Consider the following 20,279-nt stretch of genomic DNA (forward strand, 5'->3'; position numbering starts at 1 on the left):
CCAATCCGGCTCGATTGAGCCTACCTTCCCACCGCTTTGCACCTTGTGTGCGACGGTGGGATTTTACTTAACCCTGTGGGGACACCGTTCCCCTCGGGGCATGGCGTTTCCCTGTTTCTTTGGAGAATGCCATGGCCACCAACCATTTGATGCACCCGCGCACAGCGCACAACCATGCCGACAACGGCTATTTCCCGACCGACGATGCCACGCTTGCCGGTATTACGGCACGTTTGGACATCGCCGGCGGCGACATCCGTATTTTTGATCCCTGCTGCGGTACCGGTTCGGCTTTGGCCGTTATCGGCGAACACCTCGCCGAGAGCGGTGCTTCCTGCCACAGCTTCGGTGTCGAATTGGATAAAGGCCGTGCGCAAACGGCAAGAAGCCTGCTCGATACCGTCATCCAAGGCGACATCGAAAGCTGCATTTTGCAGCCGCGTACCGTCGGATTGCTGTTCCTGAATCCGCCTTACGGCTTTACCGCCGCCGACAACCTTAGCAACAACCGTACCAAGCGGCTGGAAGAAATTTTTTTCGACCTGACCGTTCCAGCGTTGCAGGATGAGGGCGTGATGGTGCTGGTTATTCCGGTGGCCGCGCTGACCGAGAAGCTGACCTTTGAAATCGCTTCACGCTTTACCGGTCTGCGGATGTATAAAGCCGCCGTCGATACCTACCGTCAGGTTGTCATCTTCGGTATCAAACCCAAAAACCGCAACGGCATCGGCAAAACCCTGATCAAACAGCAACAGCAGATGTTGTTGCAGCCGGAGACTGCCGTCCCCGTCGATCAGGCAGAAACCGATTTTTGGTATGAAATACCCGAATCGGCCGTCAAACCGTTCCGGCCGCTGAATTATTCGGTGGAAGCGGAAGGTTTGGCCGAAGAGCTGGAAACGCTGATGCCGCAGACCCTGTGGCCGCATTTCGGTTCGTTTTTCGGCGAAGGTCTGTTGCAGGAAAAACGTCGGCCGCTGTGTGCGCTGGGCAAATGGCACGCTGCTTTGGCATTGGCCGCCGGACAGGTTAACGGCATCGTTACTTCACCCGACGGCCGACGGCTGCTGATTAAAGGCAGTACGCACAAAACCAAGGTAACGACCACGGAAGAGCAGGTAAAAGACGACGGCAGCGTGCAGTACGTCACCACCAACCTCGACCGCTTCGTTCCCAGCATCCGCGCCATCGACCTCACGGCCGGCAGCGCGGAGTTCGGTGATGTACTGACCATCAAGTAAACGTATTTTTCTTTTTTCAAACCCTACGGGTATGCCGCCCGTAACGGGGTTGCATACCCGTTTTCCATCAGGAGAACCCTATGCAACCCCAAGCCTCTCTACCCACACCGTCAACCGCGCTTCCCGCTTTGATGTCCGAATACCTCGCTCGCAGCAAACCCGAACTGTTCGCACTCGGCCAGACCGTCTGTACCCGCAACGTCGTATCGTGGGCGGCAGACAATCTGCCCGAAGTACTACTGGAGGACAATCTGTGGGCGTGTATTCTGATTCGCGCCCACAGCACCGGCTGCTGGGATGAATTGGATAAAAGCGACCAACGGCTGAACTATGCCTCACTCGAACCCGGTAACGAAGGACGGATTCTTTCAGCATACACTGTATTGGGCGAAAAAATCTACGTCATTACCGAGGAGGATCGCAGCGTGACCACGGTTTTGCTGGCGAGTGACTATTAACCCGCAGAAGTTTTTTCAGACGGCCTCGGCCGTCTGAAACTTCCGCACCATTGCTTAAAAATTAAGCATTTTAGCAAAGCAGCATCATGCCGTACTCCGGCGTATCTGCCACACCGTTTATCCACACATTCGGGGGATAAACGGCTTTTAACCCATAGGGGGAAACATCCCCTTGCGGGTTGTTCCCCCGTTTTTTTAAGGAGCAACCCATGCAACAACCTACCCAAACCTACATCGTCTGGTTGAAAGACTGCTACGATGAAGCCGAAGAAGTCGCAACCGCGTTAAACGGCCAAACTGTATTTCAACCGGCGACACCGGAAGAAACACCGGAGCAAACCATCGGCCGCTTTATGGAAGTGCGGTTAGGCTATCCGAAAAGCCGGATTGCCATGGTGGATACGGTAGTCGAGTACCTAGAACGCGAAAACCTCTATGAAAACACCCCCAGCCGCAGCAGCAACTGCTATACGACGGCGGTGTTTGTTCCGACCGTTCTGGCGGAACAGGATGAAGCGTTGCAGGACATCGCCTATCTGCTGAAAACGTGTTTTTCGGAGCTGAACCTGTCCAACTACGAAGCATATTTGGATAGAGAATTGACCGAAGAAGATACCGCTTGGCTGTACCACCGCCATCAGGAGGCCATCAGCCAATGGATGTGCGAACACTTGACCGACCTGTATGCATTCCATTGCGATGTGTTGTGGCCGCTGGACAATCCGGCTTCGGCCAAATGGGAAGTCGTGTGCAAATGGGCGGGAGCCGTGCTGCAACAGCATTTGGAAACCGCGCAACCCGGCTAGTCTTTCCCCTCATGCACCTGCCGTCTGAAATGTGCAGCCTGAATCCTCCAGCGGCGGCTTTTTTTACCAACCCTGCGGGTTATCACACCCGCAAGGGCATGATAACCCGCCTTTTATTTGGAGTTTTATCATGCCTAATTGGTGTTCCAACCACATGACCGTCTCCGGCGATGCCGCAAAAGTGGCAGAGCTGGCCGAAAAAATCGTCCGCCCCCATCCGGACAAGCCGACAGAGATGACTTTCGATTTCAACGGCATCTGCCCGATGCCCGAAGATTTGTTGAATGTCAGCTCGTTTTGTTCTGAAGACGAAATCTATTGGGGCGGTCTTGACGAAAGTCTGACCATGCCGCAAATTGCCGGTGCAATCAGCGACGGGTTTTACCAAAAGCTCAAAGCCGAATTGGAAAAGACGTTCGATTGCCAGAAACTGACCATCGGCCACGTCAACCGCTGGCTGAATGATGTGTGTCCCGACCTTCAAAGCAGCCTCGGCTTAAACCCCGATGCCGCCCGAAAGACGGCCTACAACATCAAACACCACGGCGCACCCGGCTGGTACAATTGGCGAATTCGGGGAACCAAGTGGAACGCCGATTGTTGTTACATCAGCCGTTCAGACGGCCTGTTGGAAATATCCTTCGAAACCGCATGGTCTCCGCCGGAGGGCGTGTACAGAGCCATCTGTGCCGCCTATCCTGACTTGGAACTGGTCGGCAAATACATCGAAGACGGTATGTGTTTCGCCGGTTACTACGACAACATCGGTCCCGATTTGTACGACAACCCTTGTGCAGACGATGATTACCGCAAATTCGCCATCGAACACTTCGGCTATGAGTACGAAGACGACGATGATGAAGACGAGTAATCCCGTCCGATAAACAATCGCAACCCTATGGGGGCAATCCCCAAGGGGTTGCCTCCGTTTTTTTAAAATGGAGTTTATGATGGAACAAGAAAATTTTGATGTTGCTATGCAAAAGTTCGAACGCATCGAACACAGCGGCCAACCCGCCTTGCAGCTGGTTTTACCGCCGGAATGCAACGATTTGGAGAATGTGTCGTGCAGCGACGAGTATGATTTGGCAGTCCCGGATTTACGGGTCATCCTCTATCTGCCGTCGCTGATTACCGCCTTGAAAGTCCTGCACCAACACCCGGATGCCCTGCATCACGCTGGTGCGAAGTGCTGGGTTGATTCAGACGGCTACGAAGGCAAAATCCGCTTGGAATTTGTCAAAGTGTACGCCCATGCTTTTTCAGGCAACTGGAACCATTCGTTTTTTCTGAATTTCAGTAACGACTGGACGGGTTCGGTGTATTTCCTCGATCTGAGCGTATATCTGCATAACCTTTTAGGCGGATACGACGATATTGTGGCCAAGCTGGAGAAGCTGGCTGCAAACGTGTAATCCGTACAAACCAACGGCCACTGATGTGGCCGTTTTTTTATTGTACGATTTGAGTACAAAACAACAGTTGTTGCAGTCGGTACCCTATTGCTGCCGCCCTCCGGTTGGCGGATAAAATTTCCCCAAAGCTGCTTGGAGCAACTTTAGAGAAATTTCATCTGGTATTTGGGTTTCCGATGCCAGAACTGTTACCTAAACAAAAATTTATTTTTTAATTCTCATTCTTTTTTAAATTTATATCGTACGATATAAATTTAATTTCAAAATACAATCGAAATGTATTTTTTAATTAATTAATTTGATTTATGGTAACTTTAAGTAGGTCAGCTTGTAATAGGCACTTTAAATTAGACACTAATTAAAATTCCTACTAAAATTGCTAGGTCACTTAGGCTATACCCTAAGTGACCTAGTATAAACAAAAAAAGACCCCGCCGCTTCAAAGCAGGGCAGGGTCTTCAATATCCGATTCGGATATTAGTTAGCTGTGCGGCCGACAGAGTTAAGAGGGAAGGTTACTTTTTCAAACCGCGTCGTTTTTTCTCTTCATTAATAAGATGCTTGAAACAAGCCATAATCAAGAGAAGGGCAGCAGTAATAATTAAAGACAAAACAATTACAGCATTGCCTCATTACCAAAGTCCATGATTCAATCCTTTCCTTTCAAAAAATCCTCACAATCATTCATAAAGTGAATTGCACAATATGCAGTATATGTGGGGATTAGCAGCATCAACATGGGTAAAGCATTCTCATTAAAACTGCCTTTGCCAAAAATCACATAATACACAAGTGATGATTCGGCAGCGACCAAAAGCCTGAATGCCCACTCGAAGAAGTCAAACCAAAATTTGAACATTCTTTCGTTCGGCGGTAGTTTCAAAAACAGGAGCTTAGACAAAAGGGTTAACATTTCGTCCCTCCCGAAAGCTGCCGCTTTCCCATTTTGCCGTCAATACGGCGGAGTTTTTGTAAATCATAAAGGTACATCCTCCATAAAAAAGGGGGATATACCGCCCCTGTTGGGATGTATATCCCCACAGGGTTGATAAAAATTAGATAAAAGATCGTACTGCAAAAGCAGCGTACGCTGTTAACGGGCGACGTACAGGCATGTTTAGACAGATGCCGTCTTTTATAACCCATAACCGGATGCCATCATGATGAAACCTCCCTTTAATCTGACCAATAAGATGCTGAACGATATGGTGGAAATTTCCCGCTTGATCGGTCAGTTGCAAGTACAGCATGAGCGCAACCTCGCATTGCGGCGAGAAAGCCGGATTCAGTCGATCCAGTCATCGCTCGCCATTGAAAACAATTCCCTCTCTTTAGAACAGGTAACAGCCATTTTGGACGGCCGTCGGGTACTGGGGCCTCCGAAAGACATTCAGGAAGTCAAAAATGCCTACGAAGCCTATGAGGAAATCTTGACCTACAATCCATTTAGCGCAAAAGATTTTTTAAAAGCACACAAATTGCTTACGCAGGGATTAGTCAAACAGTCCGGTCGCTTTCGCAGTGGCGATGTCGGTATTTACAATGCCCAAGGACAGGTCATTCATGTCGGGGCAAGACCGCAATTTGTGCAAGGATTGGTTGCAGATTTATTTAAATGGGCTAAACAGGACGAAACACCGTTGCTGATTAAAAGCGCCGTTGTCCATTATGAAATTGAGATGATTCATCCTTTTGAAGACGGTAACGGCCGGATGGGGCGCTTATGGCAAAGCGTATTATTAAGTCGCTGGAATCCGTTATTCGCATGGCTGCCTGTTGAGACGATGGTACATGAGCATCAGGAAGCCTATTATCGGGAGCTGAGAAAAGCCGATGCAGCCAATAATTCCACCGGATTCATTGAGTTCATGCTGGATATGATCCTGCAAACCCTTAAAAAATATCCGGTCATGCCTATCGCTCACGAGACGAGCGATAACTTGAGCGACAAAATGAGCGATAAGGCAACCGAGGTCTATCAGACCATTTTGAAATATTTGACTAACCACCATACCATTACCGCACAGAAAGCAGCAGAACTGACTGGCAAATCGGCTCCGACCATCCGACGTTACTTGGCCGGTTTTGTAGAGGCGGATTTATTGGTGGGGGAAGGCAGTAACAAGTCGCGGATTTACCGGTTGAGCAAGGTGCAAGACAAAGTTGAGGAGATTTGAAATGAAGAAATTGATTTTAGCGGCGGTGGCTTTAGGTTTTAGCGGAGCAGCCTTTGCGGTCAATCAAGGCTTATATACCGGCAGTGAAGGGCGGCGGATTGTATTTTCACATCATCCCGATGACGCTACGGTTGTGTACAGCCTGAATATTTCCGACAGTGCAGGCCGGCCGATGACGAAAAACGGTATTCTTTACCAATCCCGCAATACCAAAAAACCGGTAGCCGGAAATGACTACACATTCGGCCAAACCAGCCCGTATTATGAAGATGATGCCAAAAGCAGATGTCTGATTTCGGCAAAATGGGAGCAGGTCGGCGTTTTAAAACTTTCGGCAGGTAACAGTTGCAGTAAAACAGAAAAAACCGTTTATACCGGCCGTTACATTTTTACAGACAAAATCGTATTTCCTGAAAAATACCGTGGCGCTTGGGCGGCTAACTGCCGGAACAGCGATCCGGCTGAATGGTTGCGTATCGGCAAAAACTCATTTACCCAGTTTACGGATTTCACACCGGCACGCATCATCAGCACCAACCAAACGGACGGTATGTTTGTTGCCGCCGCAGTCGAAATCAGCGAAGGTGCCGGCAGCCGTTCGTTTTTAATGCTTAGACCGGAAGGGCGCAAGCTGAAAGTAACTGGCGAACATCACGGCGACAGAATTGACATGACTGTGCAAAAATGTTCCGCCAAGGCAGGATTGTGATGAAAATAGCCCGTATTTACGGCCGTGTCAGTACGGATGACCAAGATTTCAAACGACAGTACCGTTTGGAAGAAGAGGCTAGAAAACAAGGTTATTATGTTGCTAAGACCTATATGGAAAAGGCTTCGGGAACAACGGCCGACCGGCCTAAACTGAACGAACTGATCGACGATTTGCAACTCGGAGATGTCGTTATTGCCGAGAACATCGACCGGATCAGCCGTCTGCGGCTGCCGGATGCCGAACGGTTGGTCAATCGGATTAAAGACAAGGGGGCGGTATTGTCGATTCCCGGGTTGTTGGATTTGTCGCAACTGAACATGGATGGTCAGCCGGAAATTGCCAAGATTTACCTGAACGGCCTGTCAGATATGTTGTTGAAAGTCGCTTTGCTGATTGCGCGTCAGGATTACGAGACCCGCAAGGAACGACAACATCAAGGTATCTGGCAAGCGCGGCAACAGGGTAAATACCGTGGCCGCCGCCCTGATGTCAACCTACACCGCAACGTATTCCGGTTGCGCAATGCGGGTACAAGCATCAACGAAACAGCAAAATTGGCAGAATGCAGCCCGACTACGGTTAAGAAAATTATGAAGATGTACAGCAGTATTGATGATATTCCGCTTTGATTAAACGTAACCCGCATCAACTGCCAGTAGATTGGAAATAGCCGCCGGTATCGGTCGCAGCATGGGATATGGCCTTGCCGGTGGACTGGAAGTTTCCGCTACTACTTGGGCGCACGGCAGTGCGTTCAGTTGTATGGAAATAGCCTTCCTGTTTCTTAACGGATTTTTTAGTGGCTTGGGCTGTGTTAAGACGGCCAGACCCGCGCATCGGCGTTGGCTTGGAAGGCAGGCTGACACGGGGTGTTTCAGCCATTGCGGAAACGGAAATTTTTTGCAGATTTCCCTGTCTATAATTCTCTGTTTTGGATGATTTTTCTTGAAACAGACGGTATAGGGAAGTAATATTGCGGACATAGGCGCGGGTTTCCCTAAATGGGGGAATACTGTGACCGTATTTGCGGACTTTTCCCGGTCCCGCATTATAGGCAGCCAATGCCAGATCGACGGATTTAAATTCGTCTAGCATCTTACGCAAATAGCGGCTACCGGTACGGATGGAAACTTCGGCATCGAATAACTGCAAATGGTGCACACCCAAATCGGCAGCGGTACCTGGCATGACTTGGGTCAGACCTGTCGCTTTGACCTGTGAAACCGCCTTGCGGTTGTAACGGCTTTCGTAAGCCACCAGTGCCTTGAACAAATCTGGATCAACACCTTCCTCGCGTGCGATTTTTTCAATGGCGGGACTGTATTTCCAGTAGTTTGCAATCATCGTCAGACAGGATTTGTTAGCAATTTTGCCTTGCAGACACCCCTCTACCTGCTCTTTGGCACTTTTGGCGAAAGCGGGTTGTGCGGCCAAAAGTACGGCCGCCAAAACGATAACGACGTTTTTTTTCATTTTGCAATACCTCGGACAAACAAACGGGATATTTTTGGAAATCTTCGACAGGAGTAAGGCTATGAAACAGAATAATCAGAACATCGACCTGACCAAAGTGGATTTGACCCAGTTGGATAGTGAATCTATGGATCGGTTGATTGATGCCTTTAAAGGAACACAATACTATAAACGCCAAAATAAAATTGCAAAAAACTTTGCTGCAATTATATTTTTAATAGTAGGAAGCATATTCATGGTACCCGTTCTCTTTACTGTTTATGCACTTATATTTGGTTAATTTAGAATGACTTTTTAAAAAAGAGCTGGCTGGTTAGCCAGCTCTTTTTTATGCTCCACCAAACGTACTCTTGGCATGTAGCAGCGCAGCCCGAACATCACTCAGGCTCAAATGGGCCTTGTTTTTGCCCACTCCGTGATAATAGCTTTGGCCGGCAGCCACCTGCTGCACATGGCCTTTCATGGCGTGCGGCACAGGGAAGGAGGCCCATTCCTGAGCCATGGCTATCATCGCCTTATCAAGGTCGTTGTGCTTGCCTTTAATAAAGTCCAAAGCCGCACCGCCGCCTGCTTTGCCAATCAGGTATTCGCTGAAGAAACGCTCCTGCAATTCCGGCGTAAATTTTTCGTTACCGGACAGCCCCAATGCTTTGACACCAGAGGCGAAGGTGGGCGGAGTCATCTGATAGCGGCCGACGGTATTAAACTCCTTTTTTCGTTGGGCGGCCATGATTTCGTTTACCGTCATACTGGTCAAATTGCGTGTAGCGGCTCTCTGTCCGTAGCGTTCTCCTAAATTGACCGAATTGTAACCGCCTTCTCCTTTACTGATGAGGGAGCGCAATGCTGACATCGGCGCGGCATTGTCCGGTGCTGCGGATGCAGTAGTTGAACTGCTTGAAGTAACTTCGCCCAGACCGCGTACTTGACCGGATTCGGCCAGCCTTTCGAAGCGCTCCGCAGCCGCCTGATTCTTAAAGTTGAAGTGGATGTGGTCACCGGTGGCACCGCCTTCGCCTTTCTTCTCATAATCCACATAATAGTCTTTGTCACTGAATCCGTTTTGCTGCATAAAGTCACGGATTTTATGTTCTGCCGCCATCCAGCTGGTATGGCCGGTACCCAAAGCCTGCGTGCTTTTGCCTTCTTGATCTAAAACCATATCAAGTGCCAAACCGCGTACATGTGTACTGTTTGGACGGTGATCGACATGATAGGAGTCGTTGAAAGCACTGAAGCGGACATCCTGTTTGTCGGTATCGAACAGTTTTTCCATTGCGTGCGCCATCGCTAATACACCTTCCCGGGTTTTCACCCCGTTTTTGGCTTCGCCACCAAAGGCTTTGTTGTGTGCCAATGTAGTCAGTCCTTCACGGTCAGTGGGCAGGTAACTGCCACCGTCCTGTGCATTCAACGAGGTTTTGTGCAGGCCACTGGAGGAAGGTGCATAATTTTGGTCGCTGTAATCCAGCATTTGATCTGCCGTCGGTGCAGTCAGTTTGCGGCCGATAATGCTTTCAACCGACGAGCCGTTAAAAGTTTTGCTGGAATCGTTGGGATTGTAGTTGTCCAACATCTTGTTCAGTTCAGCATAGCGTTTATTGAGAGCATCAGTATCGCTAAATACGGCTGTTTTACCCAGTAAGCCCCCCCCACTTTCTTCTGTTAGATGAGTAATAGATGCCGCACCATCAGCAATTTTTTCTAGACTACTACGTTGGCGCAGTTGCTTCTCAATCGCCTGCTTCTCCTCAATCGCAGCCACTTTCATGGCATTGTTGGCCTCAATAACCTTACGCTGCTCGGCGATGGTCATGCCCATGCTGTTGACCTTTTCGCCGACCTGCGGACCGAGGTTGCGGGTACCGCCCAGCCGTTCGCCGACATTCAAATCCTGACGGAAACTACCGGCGGAAGCTGCGTTCTGCGGGTCGACGTCTTGGTTGATACGCGCCGCTGCCTGTCCCTGCATCATCTTCTGATGTTCCAGCATATCCATACGGCCTTCCAGCATAGCTTTGTGGGTTTCGATACCCTGCATATCACTGTGGGTGAAGATTTCGCGCATGGCGGCATTGGCCGCTAACCGTTCCTCGTCGCTGCCTCCGGCATTGAATGCCATCAATTTGTCGAACAGTGCACCATTGGCATTACCGCCGAAACGACCTGCATCCATAATGGTCTGAGCCACTTTGCCGCTGTACTTCTCGGCAGCGGTAATAGCCGCATTACGCTGGATGTCAGCGGCCTGACTGTCGCGGTCGACATTAATCATGACTTCGTTGAACATTTTTTGGTCGATGCTGGTGGCACTGCTGCCAGATTGTTGCAGGGAGGCGGCATTTTCCAGGCTGCTCATATCGGAACGCAAATCGGAAAGGGTCTGGCTGTGAACCTGTTGCAGTGTCTGCGAGTCTAGGCTTGCCGCCGTCATGGTCAGACCGTTGCGGTTGGTTACACTGCTGCTGGTCGTCGTATCCTCCGATTTCTCGCTACCGGTACTGGTGCTGTTGGTGTCGGAAGTTTGGCCATTTGCAGAAAGCTCAACCATACCTCCTGCTTTGGCACTTGCAGATGCACCAAAGCCTAGCAATTCTGCTCCCGGAGTAGATAGTTTTAATGAAGCATCAGCTCCCGCATATACCTTTCCTCCTATTCCCTTCGTAGTTGAATCCGCCATCACATGCGTACCCGCTTCCACATAACGCGCCGAAGCCTGCTGACCGGTTGCCTGGTCGATGACCCAGCCGGAAGAGGTGGCTACTCCGTCTGAATCGACATGGGCAAACGTCATCTGCTCTGCAGTCGTACCCAACGCACTGGCCTGTGCGGACAGTACGCGCTTAGCCGTTTCGGTCTGACTGTCGGTCATGGCGAGGTTGAAAGTAGTTGGGCTGTTTGCATAGGCGTTGGACTGCAAATCCTCCATGCTTTCCACAGGGCCGTATTGAGTCGCATTCTGAATCATCCTCTCTGCACCGATGACGCTGGTTTTATGGAGATCTGGCGCTTCCAGTTCTTCCTTGATGGCATTTTGACCAACCAAGTTGGCACGGTTGGCAATCGCCGCAAATCCATAGGCTGAACCGCTCAAAATAAAGAACAGAATGGTCGGTATATAGGCCATCAGCGATGAACCGGTTAGGATGGATTTTTGGATGCTGTCGAACAGTCCGGCGGTAAATCCCGGAGACAGCACCACGTTCGGCGTACCGCTGTACATAATGGCCAAGGTAGCTTTGTATAGGTTGTCCATCAGGTTTTGCTGCATGAAATGGGCAATCAGGGTGTCAATCGGCAACCAGGCGTTAATCCACGCCGCCAACATGATGTACATGCCCAACAGTTTGAAACCCGCCCAGCCGCGAATCACTATCATGAATACCATCAGCGGGGTCACCCCTATATACAGGCACAGCATCAGGTTCAAGAAGCCTTCGGCCAGCGTCTGAAAAATCGACGCTTCACCGGCGGCATCCACGGCGGAAGTACCGATGGCATCCGTCATCATGGCGGCGGCCTGGGTACAGGAGGCATCTTGTGCGCCGATACACTGATTTGCGATTTGATTAAAAATCATCGAAGCCTGAATCGAAGCCGCATCAATCTGCACGCCGGCACTGTAATACTGTGCCAGGGCATTTGGTGTCAGGGTACCGCTCTGCTTTGCCATAGCGTAGGCCGTCGTCAATACGTCCGCCGGTCGCGGATTGCTGCCAGAAGAGCCTCTGACCTGGTTCGCCAATGCACCGGGTAATTCATCCAACTCGGTCTGAATTTTGACTGCACGCGCAGACGAGTCTAACGTTACACCGGAGCTGCCACTCATGTTGCGGGTAGCCACAATCTGATTGGCAGCTGCCGAAGCGCTTTGCGCGGTTGCCGGAGTAGTGTGGCTCAATACTTGGGCAGCGATGATTTTGCCGGCATCGGCACAGTTCATCGAAGTTTGGATAGCCTTGCCGCCACTAGCCGGATCGGGAACCATAATCTGTGTCATACCGCTTTGATGTCCGCTGGTCAGCACGCGCAGGAAGCCTTCTTTACTCACGTCGCTCCAACGCACATTCCAGCCGCAGGAGCGGGTAGCAATGGCCATATTGGTCATGATTAAGGCGTTTTCAGGGGTATTGAACTGACGGCGCAACTGCATCAGTGTACGCAGCGGACTAAAAAAGCCCTGCGTTCCGTGTACCGACAGATTGCCGGCTACCGGCCCTTCGACAGCTGCCGTACCCGTCCAGTTGACATCGGGCACTACGCTACTGGCCGTGTCGATGCCTTCGGTAAAACTCTTACCCAACTTACTGAACAAGCCCAACGTCCATGCCACACCAACCGGGATGTTGTCCACCTTACGGAAACGCACCGCTCCGGCATTGCTGTTCAATGCTTGGTCGTAATAGGAGGCAACATATACCGGCGTAGTCGGAATAATCGCGAACGCCAAAAAGATGATCATCAGGATGGTTTTGAACGGCTCTAATTTCATCGAGGTTGCCGCGCTCAGGCACATTAGCGTGATGGCAATCAGGATGGCCAGCTGAATGGCGGAGATGACCATAGAGCCGGAATCGCTGTTGAACAGCATGGCAATCATACTGAAGGTACGGGCAACCATGTCGATGTCACCGACCACCCAAATGGTCGAAATATCGGCATTTCCGGGAATTTCGCTGTCGGGAATGGCGGCATAGGCGGGTACGAAAGCCGCCAATAAAGCCAAAACAGCACTGAGGCGGGCAAGGTGGCGTTTCAGGTAAGGCATGATACGGTTTCCTTATTTTGCTGCGGAGGTCAATCCGTTTTTAATCGCCAATGCGGTATCCAGCATCTGCGACAGGTTCTGCATTGTTTGGGAACGCGCATTGAAGGCCAGGCGGTTGTTGGCTTCTTGCTCCAGTTTTGCCATTTGTGTTTTTTGGCTGTCACTCAGCGGCACGATGTGCTTGCCGTTTTGGGTCACATTGGCAGAGTAGGCCGAGGCGATGTTTTTGTTCATGGCCATCACCAGTTCTGCGCCCATCTGCTCCGCCCATGCATCAGCAAATGCTGAGACGGCCTGGGTTTGCAGGCGCGTACCGGATTTGGCTGCTGCGGCCAACTTGCTGCGGATTTCTTCCGGAATCGAATTAACGAAGGCAATCTGCTTGTTACTTTGGGGGATGGTATTGTCAGCCAGGTGCGCCATAATCGAATCGGAAGCGATAGCGGTTACGACGGAGTCACCCATACTGCTGCTGTCGCCGTAAGCGGTCTGTTTGCCGGCCATCATATTGATGATGTAGCGTTTCACGCCGGGAAACTCGGTTTCAGCCATGGTCACAGTTTGGCAGCTGTCGGCCTTATTGATGTTGAAATCGGAACATTTGTAGCCGTCCAATGCCGCACCGGTCTCTCTGCCATACACCAAATCACGGAACGACCAAATCGGTTCATACACCTTATCGCCTTTTTCTTTGGATTCCTTAGCAAACATGCCGCCGGAAGTGCTGGAAGCGGCATTGCTTCCGGTCAGCGCAATGGTGGTGCCGTACAGGTTCATCGCCAGTTGCAGGTAGCTCTGGTCGCCACCGTAAGGCTCGGTATTGATACCGCCTCCGCTCTGACCGTTTTTGCCGAATACGCCTGCGGATGCTAGGGTGTTCATCATGTTGTTGCCGTAAATGGTAGACTGTTCAGCCGCATCATCGGGACGATTGGCATTTTTACCGGAATAGCTGCGCTTTTGCAGGGCTTCCGAAAAATCGGAAACCACACCTTTGGCCGCGCCCCATGCCGCCTCGAAGCTGCCTTTGGTTTCGCCGAGCATACTACTTATCTGTGAAGTGTCGCCGCGTGCCGCTTCAACCATCGCACTGCTGATTTGGCAGGTATTTTTGGCTGCTCCGTTAATCTTGCTAGTCATGTCGTGCAGACCGCTCATAATGTTTTCGCAGGACGGACACATATTGTTCAAAGCGATTTTGAGGGCATATCCGGTACCGTTGGCCATGATTGCGCGGATGATGTTGCGCATATTGTCCACGGAGATCATGGAAAACGAACCAAAGTAGGCATCAATACCGCCGCATCCGGCCGAAAAGCGCGGCGGGTCGTAGGCCAGAATATTGAACGAACGCACTGGCGAACGCATACTCAGACCACCAAGCGAACCGCCGTAGTTTCCGTTGACAGCTCCCAATTCGGGAGAGGTCGTCGTCCACATCGCATCCATGCCGGAAGCGATGTCGGCCTGAACGGTCGAAGGCAGGGCGGCAAACAGCAGTGAGGCGGCCACTACGCCGATTTTGATGGTCGCGTAAGTGCTTTTGGCTTTGTTTTTCAGAATCGACATAACTTGGGTCTCCTACATTTTGTTTTTGATGATGCCGTTCAGCATTTTGACCACTTCGTCCATATTGTCTGGGTCTTCCAACTTGGTTTTAGCGGCATTCAGATCCTTGCTGCTGATCATTCCGCGTTCGTTCAGTTTGGCGATGTTGGTCAGGTTCGGATCAGCCAGATTCATGTCGATGGCCGCCATGACGATTTTTTGCTCCAATTCACTCATACTCATTGCGCCGTGGGCGACGACGGCCACGCGGTCGGGCGGGGCAACCAAAATGGTTGCAGGTGTCAGTTGGATGCCCATGCTGCGTGCGCGTTGTCCGCCACGGTCATAACGGATTTGCGCGGGTTTCATGCCGTTGATGACACCGCCGTCGGTACTGATATAGCGCACCTGCATGTTGTATTTCTTTTCCAGCATCTTGGTGACTTGGTACTGGCTTTGGCAAAAGGCGCAACTGCTGTCGAAAAACATCCAAATACCAGCTTTGCGGCTCAAATCCTTGATGATGCCTTCTTTGGCCTGGTCGATCTGCCACAGTACCTGTTGGCGTGCCAAGGCGGAAATCGGTACGCGCACCGATTCTGACAACATCGGGTCGGCATCGGTGACTTTTTTGCTCATACGGGCAAATTCGTCGGCCTTATCGAGCATCAGCCGGTTGACGTATAGATAGGCGCGGACGTTCTCTTCGGTCGGATTGGAAATCGCCAGCTCGAGCAACTCTTTCTGTTTGTCGCGTATCCAGGTGGCGGAGCCGAACTCAGCCTTTTTTTCGGTCTTGGGTGCTTCTTGTTTTTCATACGGCTTCGGAGCCGGCACAGCTTCCGGTTTGGGCTCTCCTTTGGACTTAGGTTTGGGTTTAGCGGCAGGTCTGTCCTTGTACCAGAAGTAGCCGTCGTCGATAGCCTTGCCGAAGGCGGAACCCTCTGCCAGTGCCTGCATGCTCCAACCCGCACCGACCAAAGCGGCCAGCATCAGACCGGCGGCGGTTTTTGTTTTCCAGTTTTTCATCGTATTCGGCCTCTATCGTATGGTGGCAGGGTCTTCAAACAGCGGGGCGGCGTAGTCGAACGGAGCAGGGCGGATGCCCCGGCGTTGCAGCCACATGGTGACGGAACTGCCGACCCGCTTCTGCTCGTCCGGCTTCAGGCTGTTCATGGCGCGTTTGGCATAAGATGCGTACCGTTTGTCGGTTGCCGCCGCGATTTGCAACCAGCGTGCAGCTTCGAGACGGTTTGCTTTGTGCAGGCTGTCACCTTTGCCGTAATAGCGTGCCAAAGCCACCATCGCGCCGCTGTGCCAGCGGTCGGCAGCACGGTTGTAGTAGGGAAGCGCCGCAGGCTGGTTTTCAGTGGCAATCAGCAGGCCGTAACGGTAAAGCGCGTTCGGGTCGCGCATCCGGGCGGCATTGGCATAATGGCTGCGCGCCTCGGCCAGCTGCGCCGGTGCGGTTTTGGCAGCTGCTTCCTTAATCAGGCCGGCATGGTATTCGGCCGGCCAAAACACGGCGTTGCGGCCTTTGCTTTCGCGGTATGCCTGTATCGCGGTCAGAAACCATTTCAATGCGTTGCGGCTGTCCGCCGCCACACCCTTGCCGTAGTAGTAGGCCAAACCGAGGTTGTAGGCGGCCAAATGGTTGCCGGTCAGACTGCCGTCGGGATTCTTAACTGCTTTTTGATAGGAACGCAGTGCCAGTTGCATATCCTGACGGCCGGACAGTTTGCCGGTTTCGGCCAGGTAGCCGTAATACAGCGAAGCCCAACGGTTGCCTCCGTTGGCCGCATCCCTCAGCTTGGCTGCATATAGGTTGTCGCCGTGGGTAAAGCGTTCGTACAGTTGTCGTGCCGCCTCCTGTTCGCTTGGTTTACGCTTGTAACCGGTTTTCGGGGCAGTGCTGTCCGCTTTTTTCTCTGCCGGTGCTTTGGCAGCCGGCTTACCGATACTGCGGCGCTCTTCACCGAAAACTTTTCTGTCCATTTCCTGTTTGCCGTCCTGTGCCGCCGCATTCAGAGCGGTCAACAGAGTCAGACAGACGGCAGCGGTTTTAACGGTATTCATCTCTCACTCCTCAATCAAATTCACAGCAGTCCACCCAACGCCACAACAGGTAAACTGCATCTTCGTCACCGGTTTTCGTACCTTTCTCGCTGCGGCCCATACCCCAACGCAGGCTGCTGGCACCGAGACGATGGGCACAACGACTGGTAATGTTCAAAAAGCTCGCCACCTCTCCCGCGCCTTGCTTGACGGCTGCCCCCAAATTCAAACCCGCGGCACTGCCGGAAGCCGAACCGGAAGAAGATTCGCTGTACGGATACAGCATGGTGGACTTAAATTCGGATTTGCGCGGATAAGGAGCAGGTATCGGAGAACACAATGCGTTGTCGCCGACGGTACTCATGCTGGCAAAACCGCCAGTGCGGTTGGATACCATGATGGACCGGTTTAGAATCGTCGAGGTGGCGACGGTGCTGTCGCGCTCGGCCGACAGCGAACCGACGGCCGGAAGGTTATTCCCCATGCAGCCGCCCAACCAAAAAGCGGTATCGTCGGCATAACCCCAACCGACTCCGGTGGTATTGGCCACACAGGAGGCAGTATGCGCCGACATATCGAACAGGGGATTGTTGACTACACTGCCGATGGCCATCCACTCCGGATAGAGCAGGTTGCTCCATACCACGTCGCTTTTCGACCAAGTAGGCTGCAATACCGAACTCTCGAAAGAGCCGCGATAAAAACAGCGTGGTGTCCAGCCGTAAATGTTGTACAGCGGGAATTCCCAGCTGTGGTAGTGATAGAAACCAGTATCATATTTTCCTTGGCCGACGCTACCGCCGTTGGCGGAAACCTCGCCGGTCAGTCCGCCAACACGGGACATCTGTTTCAGAACCTGTCCGACTTTGTCGCCGTAAACAGGCGAGCAGGAAGGATTGCGCACGACTTCGACCAAGCGGGTAGGCAGCCACATACCGCGCGTATAGCCGTAGCGGACATACGGTTCTTTGCCACATTTACAGATACTCTTATTGGTCGCGTGCGGTGGATTGGGTACGTCGCTACCGGAAATAACGGTGTTGCCCATGATGCGTAAAGGGAAAGCAGAATCAAAGCAGAAGTCGGTGATTGCGCCCATACCGGCATTGGAACAACTATTAGCTGAAGCAAAACCGGCTGCGGTACAAAAAAGCAGAGTGGCAAGCATTTTTTTCAACATGACAAACTCCTACGGATTTTTCACTTCGACGACATCGAAATGCTTGCCGTTCTGACGGTAATAGGTCGGTACGGCTTTGACCTGCAACAGCTTACGGGTTCTGTCGTTCAACGGAGCGGCATTTAGCTCCGCCCCGCCCAAACGACCTAATCGTGTGTACAGCACCACCAGATCAGGATGGTATTTCTTCATGGCTTGGGCGAAACGTACCTGCCAGGCATTGCGGCCGTCGATGACCACCAAACCGCGCACGCCGGCCGGATCCAAGGCCAAAACATTGAAACGTGTTCCGCGCGGATATAGAACCTTGCCGGTCTTCGGATCGCGAATGTCGAAAGCAGCCGTCTGATAAGGAATCAGGCGGGTAATTTTGCGCTCAGTGGCTGCCGGCAGGTTCAGACGGCCTGCCAAAGCTGCCTGTGCATCCTGACTGGCTTGTGCCGCTTCCTTGTTCCAGTCGCGCTTTTGTGCCTGTCGGCGCATAACGTCTGCCTGATCAGGTTCGCTCACTCGCCACTGCTGGCTCAGGCGTTGGTTGAAACTGCGCTTTTTGACTGCATTGACCGAGGCGTTGATGTTTTGTACACCCTGCACCAGATACCATTTGTTGTCGGTGTCTTGATGCACCAGTGCCGGAACGTAGGTTATCTGGTATTCGGCAAATGCAGCCGGCTGCACGATGATATTCGGCAGGTTTTTCTTGGCACGCTGCGACAGTTTTTTATAGAGGGTGTCGGTATAATCGAACATTTCCTCCACACTGCCGTTCCCCCAACCACGATAAGCAAACACCACGTCTTTACGTCCGGCCCCCTGTTCCAACAGACCCAGCACAATTTGTTCCGGCATGGAACGGCTTAAAAAGACCACTGTACGCGTGTGCTGTAATTCCTCCATGGTCGGATTCTGTCCGGTCGGCAGACGGCGGCTCCCCGCCGTCAGTTGCTCGGCCTCTTTTGTAAACTGCACACTGCGTGCTTTCTGCTGCCGGATCAGGTCGCTTAAAAATGCCGCATCATCGGCTTTTGCCTCAAAACAGAACGCGTAGGCGGCCAGCCAAAGCGCTGACAGGATACGGACCCCAGTAACGGGAGTCATACGAGTGTTTTTCCGTTCCATATACGAAAACTTCATCCTTTCCTAGACGGTATTCGGTATCCCATGCCGTCAGAGGTTTGTTCCACTTGCTGGCAACGTAACGCACATCGCCCAAAAATTTGCCATTGATGTACAGATTGCCGTTTTTGATCGTCACCATGTCTCCGGGCAGTCCCGCAACCAGCTTACCGACCGTCTCGCCGTCTGCCAGTACCGGTTGCATGTTTTTGGCCGGGAACAGCACCAAATCGTAACGCTCCAACTGTCCGACGGCTTCTGTTTTATCCCAAAGATAGACCGACCACGGCAGGCAGCCGGAAATCGTGCGCTCCAGCATGATGCCGTAACGCTCGGTAATGCCGACCGAGGCGAGCTTGACCGCCAAAACCAACGGCACCGCCCACAGGCCGCGCAGCCAGTCGTTCCGGGTTAGCTCTTTCCCCAACACTTTCATCAGTCCAACTCCGCTCCGCCACCTGCCGTACCGGTTGCCGGCAAGCCGCCGTCTTGAGGCAGGGAAGTCGGCGGCAGCACGGCATCGGGAGAAACACCTGTTTGCGGTGCAATCAGCGTAATGCCGAGTTCCTGCGCCACCCGCTCGGTAATGTCCGCCCCTTTAGGGTAGGTTACGACGGCCGAGCGTTGGACGATAATCATGCCGTCATCGGACATCTGGCTGAGTTTCTCCTGCACCTGCTCAAGATTCTGCGTCAGCATCCGGCGCACCTCGTCAGGGTCTTGGTTTTGCGACCTGCTCATTGCCTGTGTCAGGTAAGACGCCGCCAAGCGGTCGCTGTCGACTACATAAAATCCTGCGGCAGGTTTGGCCATAAGGCCGAACGACGATTGGTAAAAGTTGTAGCCGGCCAGCATTAGTGCCACCGCCGCCAATCCCAAGGCCAGCAGGCTGCCGGAACCGTTGTCGGCCGCATCGGGACGGACGGTTGTTTCCTGCTGATTGTCTGTTTTGGTTTTGCTGCTCATGCCTGCTCCTTTTCAGATTCCGTTTGTGCCGTTTTGCCTTCGTAACGGGCGGCCTCGACCATCAGGCCGTCAATGGTTTGACGGGCCGTTCCATCCCAGTAATAGTGGGCTACCTGTTCCCAATCGTAATGTTCGAATTTTTCATCCAGCCAGTCACAGCGTGCTGTATCGAGACGGCTCTGCTCGCGGCTTTGGAGCAATACCAGTTTGCCGGCTTCGAAGTGTTCGGTCAGCGGTCCTTCCGCCATATCGAAAACCACATCAATCCAACCATCGTTCTCGCTACCGACCACCACGCCGGTAATTTCTGGTGTTTCGCGGTAATACACCAAATCGCCGAATGAGAATGTCGTACTCATTGCAT

At 52.1% G+C, this 20,279-nt stretch carries 20 protein-coding genes; 9 read left to right on the plus strand and 11 right to left on the minus strand.

Annotated elements, in window-relative coordinates:
* The first annotated feature begins 131 nt into the window (after positions 1-131).
* Positions 132-1,241, plus strand: coding sequence for a DUF6094 domain-containing protein (locus DBY90_RS06395; RefSeq protein ID WP_107986805.1), 1,110 nt, complete (start codon positions 132-134; stop codon positions 1,239-1,241).
* An 80-nt stretch (positions 1,242-1,321) separates the two neighbouring features.
* The gene (locus tag DBY90_RS06400) at positions 1,322-1,699 is read left to right on the plus strand and encodes a hypothetical protein (protein WP_107986808.1); all 378 of its coding nucleotides are present in this window, start codon (positions 1,322-1,324) and stop codon (positions 1,697-1,699) included.
* A gap of 70 nt (positions 1,700-1,769) precedes the next feature.
* On the opposite strand, the gene DBY90_RS12790 is transcribed toward DBY90_RS06400, so the two are convergent.
* A complete protein-coding gene (locus tag DBY90_RS12790) occupies positions 1,770-1,910 on the minus strand; it encodes a hypothetical protein (protein WP_185952190.1) in 141 nt (46 codons plus the stop codon).
* Here DBY90_RS12790 and DBY90_RS06405 point away from each other — a divergent pair.
* The 6 genes from DBY90_RS06405 to DBY90_RS06435 all read left to right on the plus strand — a co-directional run bounded on the left by DBY90_RS06405 (position 1,909) and on the right by DBY90_RS06435 (position 7,438).
* Complete coding sequence (locus DBY90_RS06405) at positions 1,909-2,505, plus strand: hypothetical protein (RefSeq protein ID WP_107986810.1); 597 nt, start codon at positions 1,909-1,911, stop codon at positions 2,503-2,505. The genes DBY90_RS12790 and DBY90_RS06405 overlap by 2 nt on opposite strands.
* Before the next feature lie 130 nt (positions 2,506-2,635).
* Entirely contained in the window at positions 2,636-3,376 is a 741-nt protein-coding gene (locus DBY90_RS06410) for a DUF1281 family ferredoxin-like fold protein (RefSeq protein WP_185952191.1), read from the plus strand.
* A gap of 76 nt (positions 3,377-3,452) precedes the next feature.
* A complete protein-coding gene (locus DBY90_RS06415; protein ID WP_185952192.1) occupies positions 3,453-3,920 on the plus strand; it encodes a hypothetical protein in 468 nt (155 codons plus the stop codon).
* A gap of 1,160 nt (positions 3,921-5,080) precedes the next feature.
* Positions 5,081-6,097, plus strand: coding sequence for a Fic family protein (locus DBY90_RS06425; protein ID WP_234405110.1), 1,017 nt, complete (start codon positions 5,081-5,083; stop codon positions 6,095-6,097).
* Between the two features lies 1 nt (position 6,098).
* On the plus strand, positions 6,099-6,806 hold the full coding sequence (locus DBY90_RS06430) for a hypothetical protein (RefSeq protein ID WP_107986818.1): 708 nt from the start codon (positions 6,099-6,101) through the stop codon (positions 6,804-6,806).
* Positions 6,806-7,438: a recombinase family protein gene (locus DBY90_RS06435; RefSeq protein ID WP_107986820.1), complete on the plus strand. Its 633-nt coding sequence runs from the start codon at positions 6,806-6,808 to the stop codon at positions 7,436-7,438. Before DBY90_RS06430 ends, DBY90_RS06435 begins: the two co-directional genes overlap by 1 nt.
* A gap of 16 nt (positions 7,439-7,454) precedes the next feature.
* Here DBY90_RS06435 and DBY90_RS06440 read toward each other — a convergent pair whose 3' ends face one another.
* A complete protein-coding gene (locus tag DBY90_RS06440) occupies positions 7,455-8,282 on the minus strand; it encodes a lytic transglycosylase domain-containing protein (RefSeq protein WP_199904699.1) in 828 nt (275 codons plus the stop codon).
* A 61-nt stretch (positions 8,283-8,343) separates the two neighbouring features.
* Here DBY90_RS06440 and DBY90_RS06445 point away from each other — a divergent pair, with 61 nt between their 5' ends.
* On the plus strand, positions 8,344-8,562 hold the full coding sequence (locus tag DBY90_RS06445) for a hypothetical protein (RefSeq protein WP_185952193.1): 219 nt from the start codon (positions 8,344-8,346) through the stop codon (positions 8,560-8,562).
* A 48-nt stretch (positions 8,563-8,610) separates the two neighbouring features.
* On the opposite strand, the gene DBY90_RS06450 is transcribed toward DBY90_RS06445, so the two are convergent.
* From DBY90_RS06450 to DBY90_RS06490, 9 genes are read right to left on the minus strand one after another with little or no spacing between them, the layout of a single operon-like run.
* The gene (locus tag DBY90_RS06450; RefSeq protein WP_107986824.1) at positions 8,611-13,050 is read right to left on the minus strand and encodes a conjugal transfer protein TraG N-terminal domain-containing protein; all 4,440 of its coding nucleotides are present in this window, start codon (positions 13,048-13,050) and stop codon (positions 8,611-8,613) included.
* A 12-nt stretch (positions 13,051-13,062) separates the two neighbouring features.
* Positions 13,063-14,619, minus strand: a complete 1,557-nt coding sequence (locus tag DBY90_RS06455) for a conjugal transfer protein TraH (protein ID WP_107986826.1) — start codon at positions 14,617-14,619, stop codon at positions 13,063-13,065.
* Between the two features lie 12 nt (positions 14,620-14,631).
* The gene (gene traF / locus DBY90_RS06460) at positions 14,632-15,627 is read right to left on the minus strand and encodes a conjugal transfer protein TraF (protein WP_107986828.1); all 996 of its coding nucleotides are present in this window, start codon (positions 15,625-15,627) and stop codon (positions 14,632-14,634) included.
* A gap of 12 nt (positions 15,628-15,639) precedes the next feature.
* Complete coding sequence (locus tag DBY90_RS06465; RefSeq protein ID WP_107986830.1) at positions 15,640-16,674, minus strand: tetratricopeptide repeat protein; 1,035 nt, start codon at positions 16,672-16,674, stop codon at positions 15,640-15,642.
* Positions 16,675-16,684: 10 nt separating this feature from the next.
* Complete coding sequence (locus DBY90_RS06470; protein WP_107986832.1) at positions 16,685-17,833, minus strand: TraU family protein; 1,149 nt, start codon at positions 17,831-17,833, stop codon at positions 16,685-16,687.
* 9 nt (positions 17,834-17,842) lie between these two features.
* Complete coding sequence (locus DBY90_RS06475) at positions 17,843-18,931, minus strand: TrbC family F-type conjugative pilus assembly protein (RefSeq protein ID WP_185952194.1); 1,089 nt, start codon at positions 18,929-18,931, stop codon at positions 17,843-17,845.
* Entirely contained in the window at positions 18,864-19,385 is a 522-nt protein-coding gene (lepB, locus tag DBY90_RS06480; RefSeq protein ID WP_107986836.1) for a signal peptidase I, read from the minus strand. The genes DBY90_RS06475 and lepB overlap by 68 nt, the downstream gene beginning before the upstream one ends.
* Positions 19,385-19,915, minus strand: coding sequence for a hypothetical protein (locus tag DBY90_RS06485; RefSeq protein WP_107986838.1), 531 nt, complete (start codon positions 19,913-19,915; stop codon positions 19,385-19,387). Before DBY90_RS06485 ends, lepB begins: the two co-directional genes overlap by 1 nt.
* On the minus strand, positions 19,912-20,274 hold the full coding sequence (locus DBY90_RS06490) for a hypothetical protein (protein WP_107986840.1): 363 nt from the start codon (positions 20,272-20,274) through the stop codon (positions 19,912-19,914). The genes DBY90_RS06485 and DBY90_RS06490 overlap by 4 nt, the downstream gene beginning before the upstream one ends.
* Positions 20,275-20,279 lie beyond the last annotated feature (5 nt).

Source organism: Neisseria mucosa (genome assembly GCF_003044445.1).
Taxonomy (GTDB): Bacteria; Pseudomonadota; Gammaproteobacteria; order Burkholderiales; family Neisseriaceae; genus Neisseria; species Neisseria mucosa_A.

Excerpts from the sequence above, each read along its gene's own strand:
- DBY90_RS06395 (WP_107986805.1), top strand. The coding sequence starts at position 132 with ATGGCCACCAACCATTTGATGCACCCGCGCACAGCGCACAACCATGCC.
- DBY90_RS06400 (WP_107986808.1), top strand. The coding sequence starts at position 1,322 with ATGCAACCCCAAGCCTCTCTACCCACACCGTCAACCGCGCTTCCCGCT.
- DBY90_RS06405 (WP_107986810.1), top strand. The coding sequence starts at position 1,909 with ATGCAACAACCTACCCAAACCTACATCGTCTGGTTGAAAGACTGCTAC.
- DBY90_RS12790 (WP_185952190.1), bottom strand. The coding sequence starts at position 1,910 with ATGGGTTGCTCCTTAAAAAAACGGGGGAACAACCCGCAAGGGGATGTT.
- DBY90_RS06410 (WP_185952191.1), top strand. The coding sequence starts at position 2,636 with ATGCCTAATTGGTGTTCCAACCACATGACCGTCTCCGGCGATGCCGCA.
- DBY90_RS06415 (WP_185952192.1), top strand. The coding sequence starts at position 3,453 with ATGATGGAACAAGAAAATTTTGATGTTGCTATGCAAAAGTTCGAACGC.
- DBY90_RS06425 (WP_234405110.1), top strand. The coding sequence starts at position 5,081 with ATGATGAAACCTCCCTTTAATCTGACCAATAAGATGCTGAACGATATG.
- DBY90_RS06430 (WP_107986818.1), top strand. The coding sequence starts at position 6,099 with ATGAAGAAATTGATTTTAGCGGCGGTGGCTTTAGGTTTTAGCGGAGCA.
- DBY90_RS06435 (WP_107986820.1), top strand. The coding sequence starts at position 6,806 with ATGAAAATAGCCCGTATTTACGGCCGTGTCAGTACGGATGACCAAGAT.
- DBY90_RS06440 (WP_199904699.1), bottom strand. The coding sequence starts at position 8,282 with ATGAAAAAAAACGTCGTTATCGTTTTGGCGGCCGTACTTTTGGCCGCA.
- DBY90_RS06445 (WP_185952193.1), top strand. The coding sequence starts at position 8,344 with ATGAAACAGAATAATCAGAACATCGACCTGACCAAAGTGGATTTGACC.
- DBY90_RS06450 (WP_107986824.1), bottom strand. The coding sequence starts at position 13,050 with ATGCCTTACCTGAAACGCCACCTTGCCCGCCTCAGTGCTGTTTTGGCT.
- DBY90_RS06455 (WP_107986826.1), bottom strand. The coding sequence starts at position 14,619 with ATGTCGATTCTGAAAAACAAAGCCAAAAGCACTTACGCGACCATCAAA.
- traF (WP_107986828.1), bottom strand. The coding sequence starts at position 15,627 with ATGAAAAACTGGAAAACAAAAACCGCCGCCGGTCTGATGCTGGCCGCT.
- DBY90_RS06465 (WP_107986830.1), bottom strand. The coding sequence starts at position 16,674 with ATGAATACCGTTAAAACCGCTGCCGTCTGTCTGACTCTGTTGACCGCT.
- DBY90_RS06470 (WP_107986832.1), bottom strand. The coding sequence starts at position 17,833 with ATGTTGAAAAAAATGCTTGCCACTCTGCTTTTTTGTACCGCAGCCGGT.
- DBY90_RS06475 (WP_185952194.1), bottom strand. The coding sequence starts at position 18,931 with ATGACTCCCGTTACTGGGGTCCGTATCCTGTCAGCGCTTTGGCTGGCC.
- lepB (WP_107986836.1), bottom strand. The coding sequence starts at position 19,385 with ATGAAAGTGTTGGGGAAAGAGCTAACCCGGAACGACTGGCTGCGCGGC.
- DBY90_RS06485 (WP_107986838.1), bottom strand. The coding sequence starts at position 19,915 with ATGAGCAGCAAAACCAAAACAGACAATCAGCAGGAAACAACCGTCCGT.
- DBY90_RS06490 (WP_107986840.1), bottom strand. The coding sequence starts at position 20,274 with ATGAGTACGACATTCTCATTCGGCGATTTGGTGTATTACCGCGAAACA.